This window comes from Bacteroidia bacterium (genome assembly GCA_037045145.1).
Taxonomy (GTDB): Bacteria; Bacteroidota; Bacteroidia; order AKYH767-A; family OLB10; genus OLB10.
This window is the reverse complement of sequence record JBAOIA010000011.1, coordinates 809,479-829,654: the sequence shown is the minus strand read 5'-3', so window position 1 is coordinate 829,654 and position 20,176 is coordinate 809,479. Positions and strand designations below refer to the sequence as shown.

The 20,176-nt window shown below is 33.6% G+C and carries 15 protein-coding genes; 13 read left to right on the top strand and 2 right to left on the bottom strand.

The genetic code is table 11. The features are described 5' to 3' along the window. Window positions 1–41 precede the first annotated feature (41 nt). From V9G42_04695 to V9G42_04665, 7 genes are read left to right on the top strand one after another with little or no spacing between them, the layout of a single operon-like run. Window positions 42–3,317, top strand: coding sequence for a hypothetical protein (locus V9G42_04695; GenBank protein ID MEI2758720.1), 3,276 nt, complete (start codon window positions 42–44; stop codon window positions 3,315–3,317). Window positions 3,318–3,344: 27 nt separating this feature from the next. Then, window positions 3,345–5,018, top strand: coding sequence for a thrombospondin type 3 repeat-containing protein (locus V9G42_04690; GenBank protein ID MEI2758719.1), 1,674 nt, complete (start codon window positions 3,345–3,347; stop codon window positions 5,016–5,018). A gap of 15 nt (window positions 5,019–5,033) precedes the next feature. Beyond that, window positions 5,034–5,954, top strand: coding sequence for a hypothetical protein (locus tag V9G42_04685; protein MEI2758718.1), 921 nt, complete (start codon window positions 5,034–5,036; stop codon window positions 5,952–5,954). Between the two features lie 4 nt (window positions 5,955–5,958). Continuing rightward, on the top strand, window positions 5,959–6,597 hold the full coding sequence (locus tag V9G42_04680) for a hypothetical protein (protein ID MEI2758717.1): 639 nt from the start codon (window positions 5,959–5,961) through the stop codon (window positions 6,595–6,597). A gap of 17 nt (window positions 6,598–6,614) precedes the next feature. After that, on the top strand, window positions 6,615–9,044 hold the full coding sequence (gene tssR, locus V9G42_04675) for a type VI secretion system protein TssR domain-containing protein (protein ID MEI2758716.1): 2,430 nt from the start codon (window positions 6,615–6,617) through the stop codon (window positions 9,042–9,044). Between the two features lie 5 nt (window positions 9,045–9,049). After that, a complete protein-coding gene (locus tag V9G42_04670) occupies window positions 9,050–11,527 on the top strand; it encodes an ATP-binding cassette domain-containing protein (GenBank protein MEI2758715.1) in 2,478 nt (825 codons plus the stop codon). A 14-nt stretch (window positions 11,528–11,541) separates the two neighbouring features. After that, window positions 11,542–14,022 (top strand): ATP-dependent Clp protease ATP-binding subunit, encoded by a 2,481-nt coding sequence (locus V9G42_04665; protein ID MEI2758714.1) that lies wholly within the window; start codon window positions 11,542–11,544, stop codon window positions 14,020–14,022. Here V9G42_04665 and V9G42_04660 read toward each other — a convergent pair. Both V9G42_04660 and V9G42_04655 read right to left on the bottom strand, forming a co-directional pair. Beyond that, window positions 14,019–14,255 (bottom strand): hypothetical protein, encoded by a 237-nt coding sequence (locus V9G42_04660; GenBank protein MEI2758713.1) that lies wholly within the window; start codon window positions 14,253–14,255, stop codon window positions 14,019–14,021. The two genes, V9G42_04665 and V9G42_04660, sit on opposite strands and share 4 nt — an antisense overlap. Further along, window positions 14,252–14,821: a sigma-70 family RNA polymerase sigma factor gene (locus V9G42_04655; GenBank protein ID MEI2758712.1), complete on the bottom strand. Its 570-nt coding sequence runs from the start codon at window positions 14,819–14,821 to the stop codon at window positions 14,252–14,254. The genes V9G42_04660 and V9G42_04655 overlap by 4 nt, the downstream gene beginning before the upstream one ends. Before the next feature lie 149 nt (window positions 14,822–14,970). On the opposite strand from V9G42_04655, the gene V9G42_04650 reads away from it, so the two are divergent. The 6 genes from V9G42_04650 to V9G42_04625 all read left to right on the top strand — a co-directional run bounded on the left by V9G42_04650 (window position 14,971) and on the right by V9G42_04625 (window position 20,176). After that, window positions 14,971–15,417, top strand: a complete 447-nt coding sequence (locus V9G42_04650; GenBank protein MEI2758711.1) for a hypothetical protein — start codon at window positions 14,971–14,973, stop codon at window positions 15,415–15,417. Window positions 15,418–15,467: 50 nt separating this feature from the next. Continuing rightward, the gene (locus V9G42_04645; GenBank protein MEI2758710.1) at window positions 15,468–16,847 is read left to right on the top strand and encodes a DUF5458 family protein; all 1,380 of its coding nucleotides are present in this window, start codon (window positions 15,468–15,470) and stop codon (window positions 16,845–16,847) included. 75 nt (window positions 16,848–16,922) lie between these two features. Beyond that, window positions 16,923–17,333 (top strand): type VI secretion system tube protein TssD, encoded by a 411-nt coding sequence (gene tssD, locus V9G42_04640; protein ID MEI2758709.1) that lies wholly within the window; start codon window positions 16,923–16,925, stop codon window positions 17,331–17,333. Window positions 17,334–17,438: 105 nt separating this feature from the next. Then, window positions 17,439–17,828, top strand: coding sequence for a type VI secretion system tube protein TssD (gene tssD, locus V9G42_04635; GenBank protein MEI2758708.1), 390 nt, complete (start codon window positions 17,439–17,441; stop codon window positions 17,826–17,828). Window positions 17,829–17,929: 101 nt separating this feature from the next. Further along, a complete protein-coding gene (gene vgrG, locus V9G42_04630; protein ID MEI2758707.1) occupies window positions 17,930–19,708 on the top strand; it encodes a type VI secretion system tip protein VgrG in 1,779 nt (592 codons plus the stop codon). A gap of 24 nt (window positions 19,709–19,732) precedes the next feature. Then, complete coding sequence (locus tag V9G42_04625) at window positions 19,733–20,176, top strand: hypothetical protein (protein ID MEI2758706.1); 444 nt, start codon at window positions 19,733–19,735, stop codon at window positions 20,174–20,176.

Here is a 20,176-nt window from a genome sequence, read left to right as displayed (position 1 = left end):
ATTAATTATATTCGCATCAAATAAGTAAAACCTGCCTAAACATGAAACTAAAAAATCTTCGATTAATAGTACAATTTATTGTACTAATTGTCTTATTTTACAACAATACATTTGCTCAATGCAATGTTGGTGCAGCTTCATCATCACCTTCAATATGTATTAATACAGCATTAACTCCTTCTATTACGCACAACACGACAGGTGTCACAGGGATTGGTACCTTTACAGGGTTACCTACTGGAATTACTCCTATTTTTTCATCTAATACGATTACTATAAGTGGCACACCAACTGTTTCCGGCACATTTAATTATAGCATTGTCTTAAATGGAACTAATTGCACTATTGATAGTGTTGCGACAGGTACTATTACTGTGCTACCTAATAACACTGTTACAGCAGGCACTACAACTACACTTTGTATTAACACTTCTTTATCTCCTCTTACTCATACAACCACTGGAGCCACAGGTATTGCTTCTCCCTCTGGTTTGCCTGCTGGTGTTTCTGCAAGTTTTGCCGGTAACACTATTACCATTCAAGGTACTCCTACTGCAAGTGGAACTTTTAATTATTCCATTCCCCTCACTGGTGGTTGCGGCAATGTAATTGCTACTGGTACTATTATTGTAAATCCTAATAAAACTGTAACAGCAGGCACTACTACTACACTTTGTATTAGCACTTCTTTATCTCCTCTTACTCATACAACCACTGGAGCCACAGGTATTGCTTCTCCCTCTGGTTTGCCTGCTGGTGTTTCTGCAAGTTTTGCCGGTAACACTATTACCATTCAAGGTACTCCTACTGTAAGTGGAACTTTTAATTATTCTATTCCCCTCACTGGTGGTTGCGGCAATGTAATTGCTACCGGTACTATTATTGTAAATATTAACACTGTAACTGCAGGCACTACTACTACACTTTGTATTAACACTTCTTTATCTCCTCTTACTCATACAACCACTGGAGCCACAGGCATTGCTTCTCCCTCTGGTTTGCCTGCTGGTGTTTCTGCAAGTTTTGCCGGTAACACTATTACCATTCAAGGCACTCCTACTGTAAGTGGAACTTTTAATTATTCTATTCCCCTCACTGGTGGTTGCGGCAATGTAAATGCTACCGGTACTATTATTGTAACGTCTATTAACACTGTTACAGCAGGCACTACAACCACACTTTGTATTAACACTTCTTTATCTCCTCTTACTCATACAACCACTGGAGCCACAGGTATTGCTTCTCCTTCTGGTTTGCCTGCCGGTGTTTCTGCAAGTTTTGCCGGTAACACTATTACCATTCAAGGTACTCCTACTGCAAGTGGAACTTTTAATTATTCTATTCCACTCACGGGTGGTTGCGGCAATGTAATTGCTACTGGTACTATTATTGTAAATCCTAATAACACCGTAACAGCAGGCACTACAACTACACTTTGTATTAACACTTCTTTATCTCCTCTTACTCATACAACCACTGGAGCCACAGGTATTGCTTCTCCTTCTGGTTTGCCTGCTGGTGTTTCTGCAAGTTTTGCCGGTAACACTATTACCATTCAAGGTACTCCTACTGCAAGTGGAACTTTTAATTATTCTATTCCACTCACGGGTGGTTGCGGCAATGTAATTGCTACTGGTACTATTATTGTAAATCCTAATAACACCGTAACAGCAGGCACTACAACTACACTTTGTATTAACACTTCTTTATCTCCTCTTACTCATACAACCACTGGAGCCACAGGTATTGCTTCTCCCTCTGGTTTGCCTGCTGGTGTTTCTGCAAGTTTTGCCGGTAACACTATTACCATTCAAGGTACTCCTACTGCAAGTGGAACTTTTAATTATTCTATTCCACTCACGGGTGGTTGCGGCAATGTAATTGCTACTGGTACTATTATTGTAAATCCTAATAACACCGTAACAGCAGGCACTACAACTACACTTTGTATTAACACTTCTTTATCTCCTCTTACTCATACAACCACTGGAGCCACAGGTATTGCTTCTCCTTCTGGTTTGCCTGCCGGTGTTTCTGCAAGTTTTGCCGGTAACACTATTACCATTCAAGGTACTCCGTCTGCAAGTGGAACTTTTAATTATTCCATTCCCCTCACGGGTGGTTGCAGCAATGTAAATGCTACTGGTACTATTATTGTAAATCCACAACCCAATATTACTTCAACACCCAATAATCAAACAATATGTAATAATGAGAGTTCCATCGAAATTGATTTAGTCTCATCTTTATCTGGTACTACTATAAGCTGGACCAACAACAACCCAACTATTAATCTTCCCTCAAGTGGTTCTGGCAACATTCCGTCATTTACGGCTAATAACCCAACTAACTCTCCAGTTACTGCTACTATTATTGTACACAGTACTGCCGCTGGTTGTTCTGGAACAGACATTATTGTCAATATAACCGTTTTGCCAACTCCTTTAACCCCTGTAGTTACAAATCAGACAAATTCAGGTGGAACAATACAAACATCCGTTTGTGGAGGAGTTGAAAATCTAAATTTTAATGTTACAAATATTGGTGGCAATTTAATCACCTGGGATGTTACAACTTCACCATCAGTTCCCGGATTGGTTGAATTAAAAAAAGATTCCGTAGCAAATACTGTAATATCAATGTACAATGGGTCAGTAAACTATACAGCAACGATACATGCTGTGTTAACTACATCATTAGGCTGCACCAATGATACTTCAATTACAATAGCAGTAGCTGCTCAAATTGATTCCATTGCAGAAGCTATCATTGTAAAAAAACAGCCTGGTAATTTACTGGTCTATCTTGATCACACTGCCGATGGCTATCAGTGGGGATTCGATTCTATCGCAAATCTGCAACCCAATAATATTCCAGGGCAGGTATATCAGGCATTTTCACCAAATTCATCTTTTATTCTATTAGACAATACTCTTGATGAAACAAATTATGCCTATTGGGTAAGGGCACGCTATGGAAGTTGTTTTACAAAGGTCTATTATAACGGTCCATTTGCAACCCGAATTCAAAAAAATCAAGAAACAGAAATTCCCGATCAAATAATAACTCAAATTCTTCCAAGTCCTAATAATGGGAATTTTAATATAACCCTTTCAGGAGCAATCTATGGTGATATCAAATTAAAGATCATTAATACCATGGGACAAATAGTCTATTCTCAAAATATTGAAAAAACCTCACCGCAATACATCTTCACATTTAAAGATTTAAAATTAAATCAAGGATTGTATCATGCTTATATTACCGCAACAACCGGTGAAAGAACGACTACTAAATTTTTAGTTATATATCCTTAAAGAATTAACCATTAAATACCCGGAAATATGAAATATACAATTACAATTTTATTTATGATTTTCAGCCTTTTAGGCTTAGAAAGTTTTGGTCAAAAATATACTTTATCACAAAAAAATATTATTCACGTCAGAGTAGATTCATTATTAAAAGATTATTTGACCATGAGTAATCTAATAGAACCGGGCGGCATTAAACAGAGTAATGAGATAATGAGTAAGTTTAAACTACTGTTTACAAAAGATGCAAAAATTTATGATGACATATTGCCTACATACGATTCACTTGAATTTAACACCAATCCTTACAAAGTAACTAAAAAACCACTCCAGGAATATTTCAGAGGATTGGTATATGAATTTCCAAAGGGTTTGATTGTTTTAAATAAAAAAATTAATATCTCTTATAAAGATCAGGACAATGGAATTATTAAAGTAGCTTTAGAACGTATAATAAATGCAACTAGTCATTCTAAAAAATACAAAATTTTCAATCATGACAGCCTCTTACTAACACTATCAATAGCACCGAATTTGACAGTTAAGATCAGTGATATAAGTTCATTAAATATAATAAATAATATAAAAGTGATAAACGATGCTGATCTGGATGGCATAATAGATACGCAAGATGACTGCAAAGACATAAGAGGTAAACAATATCTTAAAGGGTGTCCGGATCAGGACAATGATGGCATTCCTGATAAAGATGATGATTGCCCAGGAGAATTTGGCTCACCTACCAACAAAGGCTGCCCACCTTCAACCTTTACTTATTCGATTGTTCTATCAGGCTCATTAGCATATCACCTCAACAAGCATGTTTTAAGTGTACCAACCTCTGGTTTTAGTTATGAAAAAATGGATAAGGTTAAATCCACTTTTGGAAAAGTTAAAAACCCCGGTGTTAAACCAAGTGTTGCTCTTGACCTTAATTTAGCCTATTATTTTGGTAAGAGAAAATTCAAAAAGAACTTTGGTGTTTCAGCAAACTTGTTTATAAACAACTATCGTGATGATTATCAAGTATCTGGTATAAAATATTTTTATAAAAGCAATGATGGTGTAGATGACTATCGCAGAATAGTTACTATAAAAGAGGCTAATGAAAATATTACTTTCTCTATATTAAACTTTGCATTACAATTAAAATATAGAGGCAAGTTAAAAAACACAAGGTTTGCAACAGAAATAGGATTTGGACCCGGGTATATTACCTCTCTAAATAAATATCAGTACCAAGCAACTGTAGATTATGAAGGCATTTATCAATATAATATGGCCACAAAACAGTTTGAATACTCACAAAATTATAACGAACAAAATACAGATTGGATTTTAGTTGGTGAAACTATTAATTCAAAAGACAATTCAATTGCTGACAATGCCTTTTCAATGTATCAACAAAATTCTTCAGGTTACGACTTTGGATTAAACAAGGTGTTTAATGAAAAAGACAGTCGTAAACTTTCAAAAAGAAAAGGCTATTCGCTGAACGCTAATCTGGATTTATTGTATCATCTATCATCAAAGATTGCTGCTAAAGCAGGTGTTGCTGTCATTTATGCCAATTTAAGCAATAAGACTAATAGCTATAAAATTTCAGATAGAATATCTGATAAATACACTTCAATATATGAAAGTAATGCCAAATCAAATTATTTTACATGGGGAATAAGTTTAGGATTAGCTATAGGAATTTAAAAAAAGTAAAAAAATATGGATAAGCGAATATTTGCATTATTTATTGCGCTTTTAATTCTTTTAGGAATTATTATCGGTTTGCGTATATTATTACATGATTGTGAAATACCTGAAATAGAAATAAATAATTTACAGCCGGAAGTTGGTGAAAGTGTCATTATTAAAAGTGAGTCTGATGAAGAAATCACCTGGTTTATAAACGATAAGAATTTAGGCAAATCATCTCAACTTAACTATGTATTTACTCAAGAAGGCAAAGCCATTATTAAAGCTGTGATTAATGATAAATGCGAAAAAATCCGTGAGATTGATGTGAAACCACCCTGTACAGTTAAAAGTATTATTCCTTTAATAGCTGTTCCTGAATCAATAACAGAAAATGAACCATGTATATTTACCAATAAAACAGAATTAACAAAAAGCATACAATGGAAAGTTGAGCAAACTCAGGAGTTGTCAACTGCTAATGAATTTCGTACGACATTTATAAAGAGTGGTATTTATACTATAACCGTCTCAGTTATTGGAAAATGTTTCAAAGGTGATACAACATTCTCAATCAATGTTAACAGACCGAAAAAAGTTGTTATTAAAGAAGAACCAAAAGAAATAATTTTTTCACCAATAGCTTCTCCGGTAAAGAAGGCGAAAGTAGAAAAAATCAATTTTGATGAATCAGTTTTTATTCAGGATTTTGTCAACTATGCAAATATGTTAGCAACCAGCAGTGAAAAATGGCCTGATGTAGCGTCAAAGTTTTGTACTGTAAATAAAATTGAATTATTTGTTGAGGGCAGTTTATTTAAGACAAAAAACATCGAAGGATTTCGAAAATTTATGATTGCAGATAATTTCTTAGTAGAGTCCGCAATTATTACATCAAAAGATTCACATAACTGCGTAAGTGGAATGCAAGTAACCCTTAAACGTCAATAAGATTATGAAAAAAATTATATTTACTATTTTAATCAGTACTCTGTTCAGAACAGTATTACTAGGTCAAGCTAATACAGAAGTTTCAACATATAATAATTTTACTTTCTATTACTTAGACAATAGTGCAGGCGGTGATAATACACCAATGTCTAACGACCTTGTAAACACCTTAAAAATCAACTTACATAAACTAAAGGGTAGGACTGAAAATTATTTATTATTCTTCGCTAGTAATAGCAATAACTATAAAACTGAATATAATTTAAACAAATTGGTGGATCCGAATTCCATCCTGTTGAATACCTATTTTTCAAGACCATCAAAACCATGCGATTATGATTTTGATAAAAAAGTAATACGCGAATTACTTACAGATAATCCATTGTTTATAAAACAAAGTGTAGAACTTAATTTTTACTTATCATCAAATGCTGTTAAGAAAGCTATTAATAATATTGATGAACTACCTATACCATTTTTAATGTATAATGAAATTTTATCCTATTTGCAAGGAAATAATTTTAGAGTTAAAATAAATATTTACACTGACAATGCTGAATACTCAACCGAACTGAAAAAGCAATTTACTTTTTGTAATAAGGAACTAAATATCGAGTTTCCTATTGAAATCTATATAATTTAAAAAAACAAAATAAAACGATGATAACTAAGCTTTATTTGATTTTCTTATTTCTTGTATCTCCATTTACAATATTAGCACAATCTATTGAAGGAGGAAATATAAAAGGTAAAACAGCTATTAGAATGCCGGCTGATTTTAAGACACCTAATGGTGATATTTTAAATGCAAAAGCTGAGAGAAGTAAATCCGGTGATCCGATTTGGTTCGTTTTTTCAGATCGGGAAAATAACAAAACTTATTCAGACAAAAATTGTACTCAAGAGCTTGGAACTATCAACTTTCTTGAAGCATTTATTGTTGCACAGGAAACAGATGATGCTGTAAGATTAATAGCATATGATGGTGCAGAATTACCTTTTGAAATAAAAGGAGGAAAAGCAATCTTTAAAAGTACTGCGTATGAAAAAGGCTGGATTAAGAAAAAATATTTATTGCTTTGGCAAAATTGTCTGGTAGATAAATCTACAAAGTATTCGATAAAAGCTATTTCCGTAAAAAAAGTGCCAGATAACGGAGATTATAGTGCGCTGTTAAAAAAAGGGGTTCTGGATATTTATAACAATCCTAAGTTTAGCAAAGAAACACTCCTTGAGAAAGATGTAAGGCTGTTTCAGTACTTCTTTGTGTTTAAGGAAGATAAAGAAAACGGTGCATTCTTACTTTCTAAAACAATTAGTACTTATACAGGGTCTGCCACTGTAGATATATTAGGATGGGTATCTGTTAATCAACTTCATTTATGGAATAATGCAATGTGTTTAAGAACCAATCTGGATCTTAAGGCAATTGCTGAAAGAAAAGAAAAAAATATTGATGTAAAATTTTTTAAAACATTTGAAGATGCTAAAAAATTCAGTAATGAGGGATCTGCTGCAAATAATTTACTTTTCCTTTATTCAGACCCATCAGATGAAAACATTAAGGACAATCCTTACTTCTATGGCTTTCCAATAATTGACTCAACCAAGGATAGAAATATATATAAAACCGGATATATAACCGATACTAAAAGTAAATCCAATAAAACTGTTTTTAAGGCTCGTGATCAGGCAGGGTACAATAAACTGTATGAAACTGGTGCCCGGCAAAGGTTAAAAATCAATATTGTATTTGTCCTTGATGGTAGCTCTCGCGAACATATTAAAATTACAGCACGTGCAATTATGGACAATCCATTTATAGGAAACTCTGAAAGGTCAAGGTCTGATTTTCGTTTAGGTGCAATTGTTTTTAACGACCCCGGCTGTGGCGTTGAGCCATTTAAGAAAATTTCTTTAACAGCAAATAAAGAATCATTTGTGAGTATATTAAATAGCGAGGGTAATAAGCCCCCTTGCCCAATAAACAAAAAAACAGGTTCTCAAATTTTTGAAGCTTTAAAAACAGCCTGTTCAATGTTTAATGATGAAAACACAACAAACATAATTGTTTTTTCGGGTTCAGCATCCAGTATTGATAAATCAGGAAAAGAACAAGTATTGCAAGCACTGATTAACAAACAAGTTATGATGCACGTATATCAGATTAGTAATTCCGGTGAGAATATTTTTGATGATTATATCAGAGACTTTAAATACTTGCTTGAAAATTCGTCTAATGCAATTGACGAAAAACTCAATTACCACCTAACGAAAAAGACTATTCAAAGAGCTAGGTTGGAAGAGCTCGACAATGATTATGTTTTAGTCAATTCAGCAATTCCAGGGGCATTATACACCAAAGATAAAGGACAAGTTTTTTCTGTAGCCGAAATAAACAAAAAACTTAAAAGGCTATTTTCTGAAATTAATGATAAAGTTCAAACATTTCTCAGTTTGTATGATGAAACAACAATTGGAGCAAGGTCTGCTTCTGATTTTACAGATGAAGACAGAAAACGCTTATTACTGATGCTTAAAAACTTAGATATTCCGGATAACATTAGTGAAAAATTGGTAAATGAAAATAATTTTCAATTATTTATACAAGCTTACGCTCCCCTTAAAACACCCAAGTTAACAGAACAACTGCTTATACGTAATCTTTTTTTAAGTAATAGAGAATTTCAACGAATGACTGAAGTCTTTGATAAATTACGAGAAGGCTCTTCAGAAAGTCAAAGAACTGGACTTATCAATGCATATAAAGACATTATTACAGTGTATAAAGGAGGTAATGTAGATGCTAAAAAGCTAGATAAATTCAGTTCAAATGATTTTTTAAAATTAATCACTAGTTTACCACCTAATAACAACCCCCTTTTCAAAAAAACAATCAATGATTTAGAAGATAGCAAAAAAACCTCTGATGAAGATATTGAAAAACTTAAAAAGGTTTTTATTAATATGGGATTAGAATTAAAAAAACTTTCTAAAAATCCAATGTACAAAATGGATCAAGATGATGAAACATTTTATTGGGTTCCTGAAAACATTTTCCATATTAGACCCGATTTATTAAAAGATTAAAATGCATGAACGATAACACGCTAATAAAAATTGATAAACTGATTTGCAGCTATTCACTTGAACCAAGTGATAAAGTGTTATCCATTGACCATTTAGAAATTGAAAAAGGGGAAATTATTTTTTTACTTGGTTCTAGCGGCAGCGGAAAAAGCACCTTGCTTGAAACATTGGGACTAATGAATAATACTATCGCTTCAGGGCATATCTTGTGGAATGACACCCAATCCCAATATGACTTCGCTGAGCTTTGGCAAAAAGGGCATCAAGAAAAAATTAATGATTTAAGAAAAGAAAAGCTGAGTTTTATTTTTCAGAACACAAATCTGATGGATAACTTCACAGCTTATGAAAACATCTGCCTATCACAAATGATTAAAGGCGGTGAGAAAAAGAGTCAGATTATCGAGAATGCAAAAAAATTAATGAATCAGATAGGCCTACCTTCATCAGTAGTAAACTATAATACTGTTGCTGTTAATCTATCCGGTGGACAACGTCAGCGTGTATCTTTTGTAAGGGCATTAAATAATCAATTCAGTGTATTACTTTGCGATGAGCCTACTGGCAATCTTGATGAAGTTAACGCCAGTGAGTTGATGCTAATGATAAAACAGAATATAGGCACGAACCGAACTGCAATTATTGTTTCACATGATGTAAACCTTGCTTTACGCTTTGCCGATAGAATTGTCCTATTAACCCAAAATGCTGGCGGATATGGCGAAATTTTAAAAGAACATATTTATGATAGCAATCATTGGTTAACAATGACAGCTTCTGACCAACAAAAATTTAAAAACTCACTGATCTCAAAATTTGTCTCTGAGAAAAAATCGGGGCAAGAAGTAAAAGAAAGTATTAATCCCGACAAATATGATAGCTATCGTCAATTATTTCTTAAGAAAGAGTCAGTTGTATTATACGGTGCACGAAATATAAACTGGCTCTTCTTAGTATCCATTCTTGTTCTAACATTCATAGCAGTTGGCTTTTCAAATGGTGCCTTAGAATATTTGAATAAAAAACGCAATGATGCTTTTATCAATTGGTTGGCGGTGATGATACCTGCTTCTAAGGGAGAATCTGAAAGAGTACAAGAGTTTGTAACAAGTTTAAATGAAAAAACGGTAAAACAAAAGTATAATATTAAAAGTGTTACTTCCTACAAGGAATTCACACTTCCAATATACGCGTTTGATAAATCCAATAATGCTCCCACTGATGAAGTAAAATATATCAAAGGCCGACTTTTAATGGATGACATAGATGGGCATCCTGACCCAATAAAAACAGACATATTTGGAAGTAAAAACTTTCTTCAAGGAAACAAAGACTTTAAAAGTCAAGAAGACATAGGCATTGTAGTTACTAAACAATTATTAAATTATTTAAATTACCCTGAGAATACTTGTGTGATTTATATTGATAATAATGAGCAAGATTTGGATATTAATCCAAATAAGAAATTTAAAGCTCCTGTTCCTATACGAGCCATAATTCAAGATCTTCCAAACAAAAATAAATTTATCAGCACTGAAACCTTTTACAAAGCCTATATTGCACCAACTGATAATAGATTTGATTTTTCTGGTGATAATCGTAAAAAAATCTTGTACTTTGTTGAAGGTGATAATAAGTTGGTAGAACAGGCTAAAATTCAAATTGAAAAAATATTAACTGAAAAAGAAAGAAATGATATTTCAATATCTATCGACACTTGTGAATATTTTTATCAATCTGGTTATCTCCTATCTGTTGAACTAAATGAATTGCCAGAAAATTACACCATCACAGACTCTTTAGATTCTAAAATCAAATCTATTTCATTTTTCAAAGAAAACAAAACTCAAATCACACGAATATTAGATTATGCTCTATTTAATAGTGAAGGTAAAATTTACAAGTATGACTATTTGAGTATTAATTTTGGCAGTCTTGACCATGTTGAAGACTTTGCAAATTATTTTAGTAGTGAACTAAATAGTGGAGATGAAGGCGAGCAATCAAATGTTATTGAATTAGACACTGCTAAAGTCAAAGACAAAAAAAATTTTTTATATTTAATGAATATTACCTTGATCATTACTTTTTTATTAATTGTTTTTGCAGTTTTATCCATTAGCCTATTTATATCAAATCTACTTCGCAATCATCTGAATAAAATTAAAATGAATTTGGGAACTTATAAAGCCTTTGGACTTTCAAATAAAGAAGCAACCAAAATTTATCTTACCATAATGCTACGATTTATTTTTTCTGGAATCTTCAGTGCACTATTACTTTCCTGGATTTTAGGTATAATCATAAACTCCTTTTTTAAAGCTCGATTTAACCTTGAAGAACTTACCAATTATTTTATACTTATAGATATCTCAACTGGTCTTTTACTTTTATTTATAATTGCAATAACTGTTTTAGTATCCTATTTCAATATCAATAAAACATTATCTAAAACTCCTGGCGATTTAATCTATAATCGCTGATTAATTCTTACAATATGAACATAACAGACAATCTATCACAAGAAGTTAAACGAAGCATTCAAATTGCCCAAGCACTTGCAAAAGAAAATTCTAATTCAAACTTTTCTGCCGCTCATTTATTATTAGCGTCTCTGCATAAAGAATTACCATTACGGCAATATCTTGAAAATGCCGGTAAAGATTTTTACTTTATGGAAGATTGGGCTGAAGTTAGAATTGAATCATATCCCAAAGCAAGCAAAGTTGAAACCCCAACAGGAGACGAAAAAATCTTGCAATTATTTGAAGAGGCAGAAAATATACGGATCAAACTAGCTAAAGATGAAATTGATTTGATTTCGATTTTAGGATCAATTTGCACTCCCGGTATTGCATTCTCATACGATCAACTTAAAACATTTCCTATCACTATTTCAGAAATTATGTCTGAAAATTTAGCAAATAATGAGTTGACAAATGCTTTAAACACTAAGAAAATTGATAACAAACAAAAAAATGTTAATTCAGGTGCATTAGCAAAATTTTGTATAGACAAAACTGCATTAGCTCGTGATGGAAAATTAGAGCAAATAATTGGTAGAGATAAGGAAGTGCGAATGATATCTGAAATATTAGGTCGCAGGTCCAAACCAAACGTAATTATCACTGGTGATCCGGGGGTAGGTAAAACAGCAATGGTTAATGGATTTGTGCTCTTAATAACTGAAGGTAAAGTTCCGGAGAATATTAAAAATGCACATGTTTTTGAACTGGAAACCGGAGCTTTTATCGCAGGTGCTTCTTACAAAGGAGAGGCAGAAGATCGAATGAAGAGCATAATAAATGATATTAAGCAATATGAAAAAGCAATATTATTTATAGATAACATTCATACGCTCTTAGATAAAAACGGAGCAACCCCGGGATTATCAAATATTCTAAAACCCGAACTATCAAAAGGTGATCTTACTGTTATTGGTATTACAACAAATGAAAATTATCGGAAACATATTGAATCCGATGAGACATTTAATCGTTTGTTTGAATTATTAAAAATTGAAGAGCCTGATGAAAATACTGCTGCGAGAATGTTAAATATTACCGTACCCTATTTTGAACAACACCACAAAGTAAAGCTTGCAGATGGTGTAGTGCTTGAATCTGTCCGTCTTGCAAAACGCTATATGAAGGAACGCTCTTTGCCTGATTCTGCAATTGATTTAATTGACAGAACCATGTCTGCAATAAAGATGATGAGTGAAACTAGTGCAGAAGGAATCAGTTCTATAGAACAAGAGCTTAGTAAGCTACAAGAACAAAAAATTAAACTATCTGAAGAAGATCAATTAAAAGAGCTTCAATGGATTGCCCAACTACTGAAAAGTAAATTAAGCTCGGTACTATTAAGTCAGTTGGAAAACAACACCGATGAACTTAAATTAAGCACCTCCGAAGAATTACAAACTCACTTAAACAGCATATTAAGCAAACTCAAAGAGCTTTCAAACATCAAACGCGATACAATTGAAAAAACCGATTTAGCTGCAATTGTTGCTCATAAAACCGGTATTCCTTTAGGAAAATTGCAAGCTCAGGAAAAAGAGAAGTTGATGAATATGGATGAGTTACTGAAGAAACGAGTTGTGGGGCAAGATCATGCTGTAAAAGCAGTTTGTGAAGCAATATTGGAATCACGTTCTGGTTTAAGTAAGCCTGGACAACCTATTGGATCGTTTTTTCTATTAGGTCCAACAGGAACCGGAAAAACTGAACTTGCAAAATCATTGGCAGAGTTTTTATTTAACGATGAAAACTCTATTATTCGATTTGATATGAGTGAGTTTAAAGAAGAGCATTCTGCTGCATTGCTTTATGGTGCACCTCCTGGATATGTGGGTTATGAAGAAGGTGGAATGCTAGTAAATAAAATCAGACAGCAGCCTTATGCTGTAGTTCTCTTTGACGAAATTGAGAAAGCCCACCCTTCTGTGTTTGATTTGTTTTTACAAATTATGGATGAAGGAAAACTTCACGACAGACTTGGAAAAGAAGGTGACTTCTCCAATGCAGTAATTCTATTTACTTCAAATGTTGGATCTGATTTTATAGTTGAAAGTTTTGGCAAAAAGGTAATACCAAGCACCACAGAGTTGATGGAAATTATGACACGATATTTCAGACCGGAGTTTCTTGCCAGATTGACAGAAATTGTTCCTTTTTCACCAATAACAGAAGAAATTGTCTTAAACATTTTCCAGATTCAACTTAATAATTTTATAAAAATACTCAACCTTCAAGGAATAGATTTGGCGGTTGAGGCTAAAGCAAAAGAATATTTGGCAAAATCAGGATTTACTCCAAAATATGGTGCCAGACCAATTTCGGGTGTAATTCGAAATCAAATAAGACGACCACTGAGTAAAAAAATAATCTCCGGTGAAATTAAAAAAGGAGACAAAGTAAATCTCTCTATCGATTCTAATAACGAATTGATTTGGAGTAATCAATCTTTTTAATCTTCAAAAAACTTTTCATTAGAAAGCTCCTTCTCTATTGCTTGAATTTTTTGTTGTAGATTATAAAGTTCTTTATTATAAAGTAGTTTTAATGCAATTAATTCTAATACATTCTTTCTAAGCACAACATCTTGTTGCAACTTGTTTTCAAACGCTATTCTATCATACTCAAGGAGTCTGTTGTTTAGATAATTTTCTATAGTCTTATCCAAAAGGTTAAAATCATCACTCATTTTATCTGAATTAATTCTTTAAATAATGGATCTTCTTGAATCCTTTTCTTAAGATTCTCTATACATCTGTTTTTTGCAACCCTATAATAGTCATAAGAAGAAAACTGTAACTTGTTTGCGATTACTTCACCAGAAACACCTTCAAAATACAAAGATATTATTTGCTGACACCGATCGCCCATGGAAGAAATATATTTAACTAACATACGTTGCTTTTGCTTAAACTCATCATCATCAGCCAATGCTACTGTATCCTTTATTATTTCATCTTCATCTAACGAAGAATGGTTAAACTTGCGCTTTAACATTTTAAGCCATTTATTTCGAGCAACACTATACAAATAGGTGCAATTAGAAACATTCAATTTAAATGTGTCTAATTCCGACTGCTGGAATAAAACTATTAAAGCTTCTTGAAATACATCCTTTGCATCATCGAGTGATCCAGAGTTTTTCAAAACCATACTTCTGACTATAGGAAAACAAGACGTGTAAATCGCTTTATAATTGATATCATTTTTATCAAAAACTTTATCATTATGTCTGTTGAGAGGGTCTCTAAACATATTGGCTAATTTAGGGGTAAATATACAAATTCTATTACTTTTTTATTCTACCATAAAATCTAAATATCATGGTAGAAAATTAGCAAAAAAATTTGCTTTTTAAAAAAATAGTGTTTTACTTTGTGTGACTAATATTAAAATTAACAAATATGTTTAACTATGGAATAGGGGGACAAGAAGTTCCTAAAGACGCTAGTGAAGGTATTGCTGACATTCCTATGAATCGCACCTTAATGCTTGAAAAACTTACTGCTGATGATCCTATAAAACCAAAAATTGTTGAGGGTTTAAAAACCGTTGATGAGGTTTTTGCTAACTTCAAACCACAAGTAGAAGTAGAGTTCCAAAAGGAAGATGGTGCATTTCAGTCAGAAAAACTCAACTTTGCCAATTTAGGCGATTTTGGAGCAAAGGGTATTACCAATCAGAGCGGTTTTTTAAAAGATATGGAACAGAAAAAAAATGAATTCGCTAAAATCATTAAACAGTTAAAATCCAACAAAGCATTAAAAACAGTTCTTGAAAATCCTGAGACCAAAGCATCTTTTATGCAGGCATTGCAGGCCATGAGCCAGGAAATTGAGGATGCTAAATAATTTTTTTATTCTTAAGTCACACAAACTAACTATACTTAACATACAACTATATGGCAGAACAAGATCAGGCTGCTTCGCAAGCCGAAGGTTTTAAAGAACGCGAGCAGGTACGTTTCGATAACGCATCACAAACATTAGAGCAAAGCTCAAATGCACTAGCAAAATTTGGCGGATTTGATTTATTAGAAGCAGTGGTTGATGGTGCTCAAAACCTTAACCCAGAAAAGAAAGCACGTAAAAAAATATTCTTAACCGAATCTGGCAAAAAAGTTGAACGTGAATCTCTTAAAAAGACCATGAATTTATGGATTGAGCTTTTATCAGAAGCTACATCAGTGGCTGATATGATTGAAAAAGCTGAAACCAAAACCAAAAGTGCCGATCAAACCCTTAAATCCAATCTTAAAAAAGCATTGGACGCAACTGGTGATTTAGAAAGATCTTATCGTTCCGTTGCATTGTTTTTTAAGAATACAGAATCTGACAAACTAAAGAACGTTTCTTTTATGAATGCCTCTTTAGAGCAGATTAAAGATTTGGACAACCCTATTTTCTTTGACACTGTGTCAGAAGAAATGAAACAGAATTATGACCGACTTGATTTACGTGATAACTATTCACTAATGGTAATTCCGGGGTATTTAGGATCCAATGCCGTTGTTGAGAAATGGGCAAAGATGGCTTATGCCAACAAAGTAATGTTGGTTACCGATTTTGAACATTTGGATACTCCTGACGATGTAATGGAACTTTTTGAATCAGCAAACCTTTCCGGTGGAGATATATACCGCTCTAACGTAATGATGGCTTGTAACTGGCTTGTGGGAAGAGCCAAGGTGGGAGAAGTAGGCGAAGATGATGATTTGTATGTTCCACCCAGTGGTGCATTAGCCGGAACAGTTTATAAAACATTGATGAGTCAGGTAGCTGCCGGTAAAAAACACGGAGGCCTTAGTGAAGTGGACGGTGTGAAATTTGAATTGAAAAAAAGTGAAATTGCAAGTCTTGAAAAATTAGGACTTGTTCCCATGGTTAATGAATATGGAAAAGTAATGGCATTTTCTGCCAAAACACTTTTTAATGGCGACAACCTTGGCTTGCAAACATATTCAGTAGTTAGAGTATTTGATTATGTAACAAAGGTACTTATTGACTTTCTGAATCGCAGAGCATTTGAAAATTGGAATTCACAGACCGAAAAAGATTTGCGCAGCCAGATCACTAAATGGTTAGACAGTGTTACAGGACCCGGAAAACTGATTGAAAGTTTCAGAATAGGACAATTAAGACAAGACCCCAACCAAAAGGACAGAGTTTTAATTGATATTCACATGACACCTTATTTTCCAGCCAAAGCATTTATGATAAAACTGGACGGACAAAAAGGAGATGATGGTATGCAGTGGTTAGCAGAATATGCAAAAAACTGAAAGCAAAGATATATTCTTTTAATGATTCATTAATTATGTGTCATTCATTCTTACATTATTTAATAACTTATTTTAATGGCATTTGAAGCGACCCTAACGATTGAAGATAAAACTTTTCGGGTTTTTTCTTTTAAATATTATGCTAATCGTGATGTTGATAAATTTGGACGCCCTACGTCCGAACTATATGGCAACGTAATGGAGTTTATGGTTGAACATTCTCCTAATTGCATTTTATTGCACCAATGGGCAAGCACAAACTATGCAGTAAAAAGCGGTAAAATAACCTTTATGCAACGAAATAGTTTTCAAAAGCTTACAGAATTAAGGTTTGAAGAAGCACATGTGGTTAAAATCCATGTTAGCTTTCAAAGTGAGGGTGAAATTCCTATGACTGAAAACTTTATCATTTGTGCTAAAAAATATGAATATGAATCACAAGGTGTGATGACAAGTTATGACATGAGTTGGCCCGAAGGTGCATAAAGATTTAAAAAAAATACTAAACGGATGATAACAAACATCCCCAAAATGGAATTAAACTATATAATTAACAAATATTAATTCTAACTATTTAAAAAACCAAAAATTATGTCATTCAAAGCAGAATTCGAAGTAAACGGAAAAAAGTACAGAGTACTACATTGTTCTTACACCATGTCTCAGGATACTGACGCAACCGGTCGTCCATCTTCTGGCGTGCGTGCAGGCACATTACAACTTGAAGTAGAATCAACAGGCGATACTGCCCTGGCTGAGTGGGCATTTGATGCCTTTAAAGAGCAGGACGGAAAAGTTACTTTCTTCCAACGCAACAGCGACCAAAAAATGAAAGAACTCTCTTTCAAAAACGGGTACATTGTAAACTACTCAGAGGCGTTTACCAACCAAGGCGAAAACCCAATGAACGAACACTTTGTCATTACATCTAAAGAAATTAAAATGGGTAATGCCGAACATAAAAACGATTGGCCGGTATAAAGTGCCGTACCATATACATCAGTAGCACGGGTTGCTGCTGATGTATATTTTTTCTTATTACCCTATTTCTTAACCAAGTCTAATATTTTTATAGCAAAACTATGCCTGTTTCCATTCCAACTGTTACTGTAAGTATGCAAAATCATAGCGGTACTGTGGTTTATCGCAACTTGGTCATAAACCAGGCAGTAAATGATCACCACCATTTTAGTTTTATATGGAACGTTGGCACGCTTAATCATGACGCAAGTTCTCAACTTGATATTATTAAAAACAATATTGGTTCTATTGTAACTATCGAAATTGATGACAATACTTTTCAGGGTGTTATAACACAAATTTCGGTACACGAGCAAACAGATCGCACACAATCATTTACTGTTAAGGGGCAAAGCCTCACCATACTTTTAGACGACATTCCTCATTCAGCTTCATATTATAAAAAGAACTTAGAAAAAATCATTAACTCAACATTAGAAGGAATACCCAGCAATGTACTTAAGAAAGATATAGCCCCTCAGTCAAAAGATGAACATCATTATATAACACAATATAATGAAACCGACTGGCAGTTTTTACAAAGATTAGCCTCACGGTATGGAGAATGGTTTTATTTTGAAGGGTCTAAACTAATATTCGGATCTTCGGGTGATTCAGGCGCTACCCTACAAAGCGGAAGTAACCTTACTAGTTATACTATAAAAGCAAATATTGTTCCCAATAAATTTTCATACCGTAGTTATGATTATCATAAAGGCGAACCGGTCAACAAGGAATTGGGGAGTTTTTCGTCTGATGTGCAAAATGATTTTTCATCTGCCACAGCTGATAAGTCAAAAGAAATTTATTCGCGTGCAACCGACAGACCCATGCACAATTTTAATGTTATAAATAAGGGTATGGCGGAAAGTATTGCTGAACTGGAAATGAAAAGACTTGCTGCACAGTTATTGTTTGCTACAGGAGAAAGCAAACACGGAGGTTTGAAGCCGGGATGTAAGTTTACTGTTAAATCAAACGGCAGTTATGAATATATTGCAACTCATGTCATACACTTGTCCAACGTAGTGGGGCACTATGAAAACACTTTTCAGGCTGTGCCTGCAAGTGTAAAAGTACCGCCTTACACCAATCCTCATGTGTTTAGAAAAGCTGATGTGCAAACAGCCATTGTTAAAGAAAACCATGACCCTGACGGTATCAACCGATTAAAAGTACAGTTCTTTTGGCAAAAACAAAATGATATGACTCCATGGATACGGCTTGCCACTCCACACGCAGGAGGAGGAAAAGGGATGCATTTCATTCCTGAAAAGGGAGAAGAAGTCATCGTGTGTTTTGAAGGAGGAGATGTAGAGAAGCCTTTTGTCGTTAATTCTATATACAGCGGTCAGGCGAAATCAGGTGGAGGCGATGCTGATAATTATAAAAAAAGTATTAGATCAAAAAGTGGTGCATTAATTGAATTTGATGATGAACTTGGACAAATTACATTAATAGATAAAAGCCAAAATTTTATTCAAATTGATGGAAGTGGTGATATTACAATTCTTTCAGAAAAGAAAATCACAATAGAGTCTCAAAAAAATGATATTGAATTGAAGGCGGGTAAAGATATTATCCTTAAAGCGAAGAACAATATCACGCTTGAAACCGAAACGGCTAATATTACCGCCAAAGCACAAAAAGATGCTGAGCTGATAAGTAAAACAGCGAAATTAAAATTAGAGGGTGCAACCGGGCTTACAGCCACAGCAAAATCTGGTGGAGCTTCTCTGACTGCATCTGTTGGCGAGGCCAAAATAGATGGTATGACTGCGAAGGTGAATGCAACAGCTACAGTAGATGTTATTGGGGCAATTGTAAAATTAAATGGTTAATAGCAATAATTAATTTAATCAGTTATGAAAAATAAATCTCCTATAATTTTAGAAAAAACAAACTCATTGGATATTTTGAAGTTAAACAACTTGAGCCATGTCAGGGTTGATCATCTGAAGGAAGAAGTACAATTAGTTGATAGCAATAATACTGTTCATCTTGTTATTACATTTACTGAAAATGGTCTAGAGCTTACTATCAATGCGAAAAACTTAAAAATAAATGTAAGCGAACAATTAAGCTTATCAGGTGAAGAAATTAATATCCACGCATCAAAAAAATTGTCTCTTATTTCAGATGGTAATCTGATTTCAGAGATTGATGGTAGTATGGTTACACATGTTCGCGGGGATAATGAAAATATAGCAAGAATTCAAAAAGTGACATCTACTTTGGGAAACATTGAGATGAAAGCTAATGATAATTTTAAGGTTGAAGGTGAAAGAGTATTGTTAAACTGTGATTAG

Coding starts and splice junctions, on each gene's coding strand:
- tssR (MEI2758716.1), top strand. CDS start 6,615: ATGATAACTAAGCTTTATTTGATTTTCTTATTTCTTGTATCTCCATTT.
- V9G42_04665 (MEI2758714.1), top strand. CDS start 11,542: ATGAACATAACAGACAATCTATCACAAGAAGTTAAACGAAGCATTCAA.
- tssD (MEI2758708.1), top strand. CDS start 17,439: ATGTCATTCAAAGCAGAATTCGAAGTAAACGGAAAAAAGTACAGAGTA.
- V9G42_04655 (MEI2758712.1), bottom strand. CDS start 14,821: ATGTTTAGAGACCCTCTCAACAGACATAATGATAAAGTTTTTGATAAA.
- V9G42_04680 (MEI2758717.1), top strand. CDS start 5,959: ATGAAAAAAATTATATTTACTATTTTAATCAGTACTCTGTTCAGAACA.
- V9G42_04690 (MEI2758719.1), top strand. CDS start 3,345: ATGAAATATACAATTACAATTTTATTTATGATTTTCAGCCTTTTAGGC.
- V9G42_04660 (MEI2758713.1), bottom strand. CDS start 14,255: ATGAGTGATGATTTTAACCTTTTGGATAAGACTATAGAAAATTATCTA.
- vgrG (MEI2758707.1), top strand. CDS start 17,930: ATGCCTGTTTCCATTCCAACTGTTACTGTAAGTATGCAAAATCATAGC.
- V9G42_04645 (MEI2758710.1), top strand. CDS start 15,468: ATGGCAGAACAAGATCAGGCTGCTTCGCAAGCCGAAGGTTTTAAAGAA.
- V9G42_04670 (MEI2758715.1), top strand. CDS start 9,050: ATGAACGATAACACGCTAATAAAAATTGATAAACTGATTTGCAGCTAT.
- V9G42_04685 (MEI2758718.1), top strand. CDS start 5,034: ATGGATAAGCGAATATTTGCATTATTTATTGCGCTTTTAATTCTTTTA.
- V9G42_04650 (MEI2758711.1), top strand. CDS start 14,971: ATGTTTAACTATGGAATAGGGGGACAAGAAGTTCCTAAAGACGCTAGT.
- tssD (MEI2758709.1), top strand. CDS start 16,923: ATGGCATTTGAAGCGACCCTAACGATTGAAGATAAAACTTTTCGGGTT.
- V9G42_04695 (MEI2758720.1), top strand. CDS start 42: ATGAAACTAAAAAATCTTCGATTAATAGTACAATTTATTGTACTAATT.
- V9G42_04625 (MEI2758706.1), top strand. CDS start 19,733: ATGAAAAATAAATCTCCTATAATTTTAGAAAAAACAAACTCATTGGAT.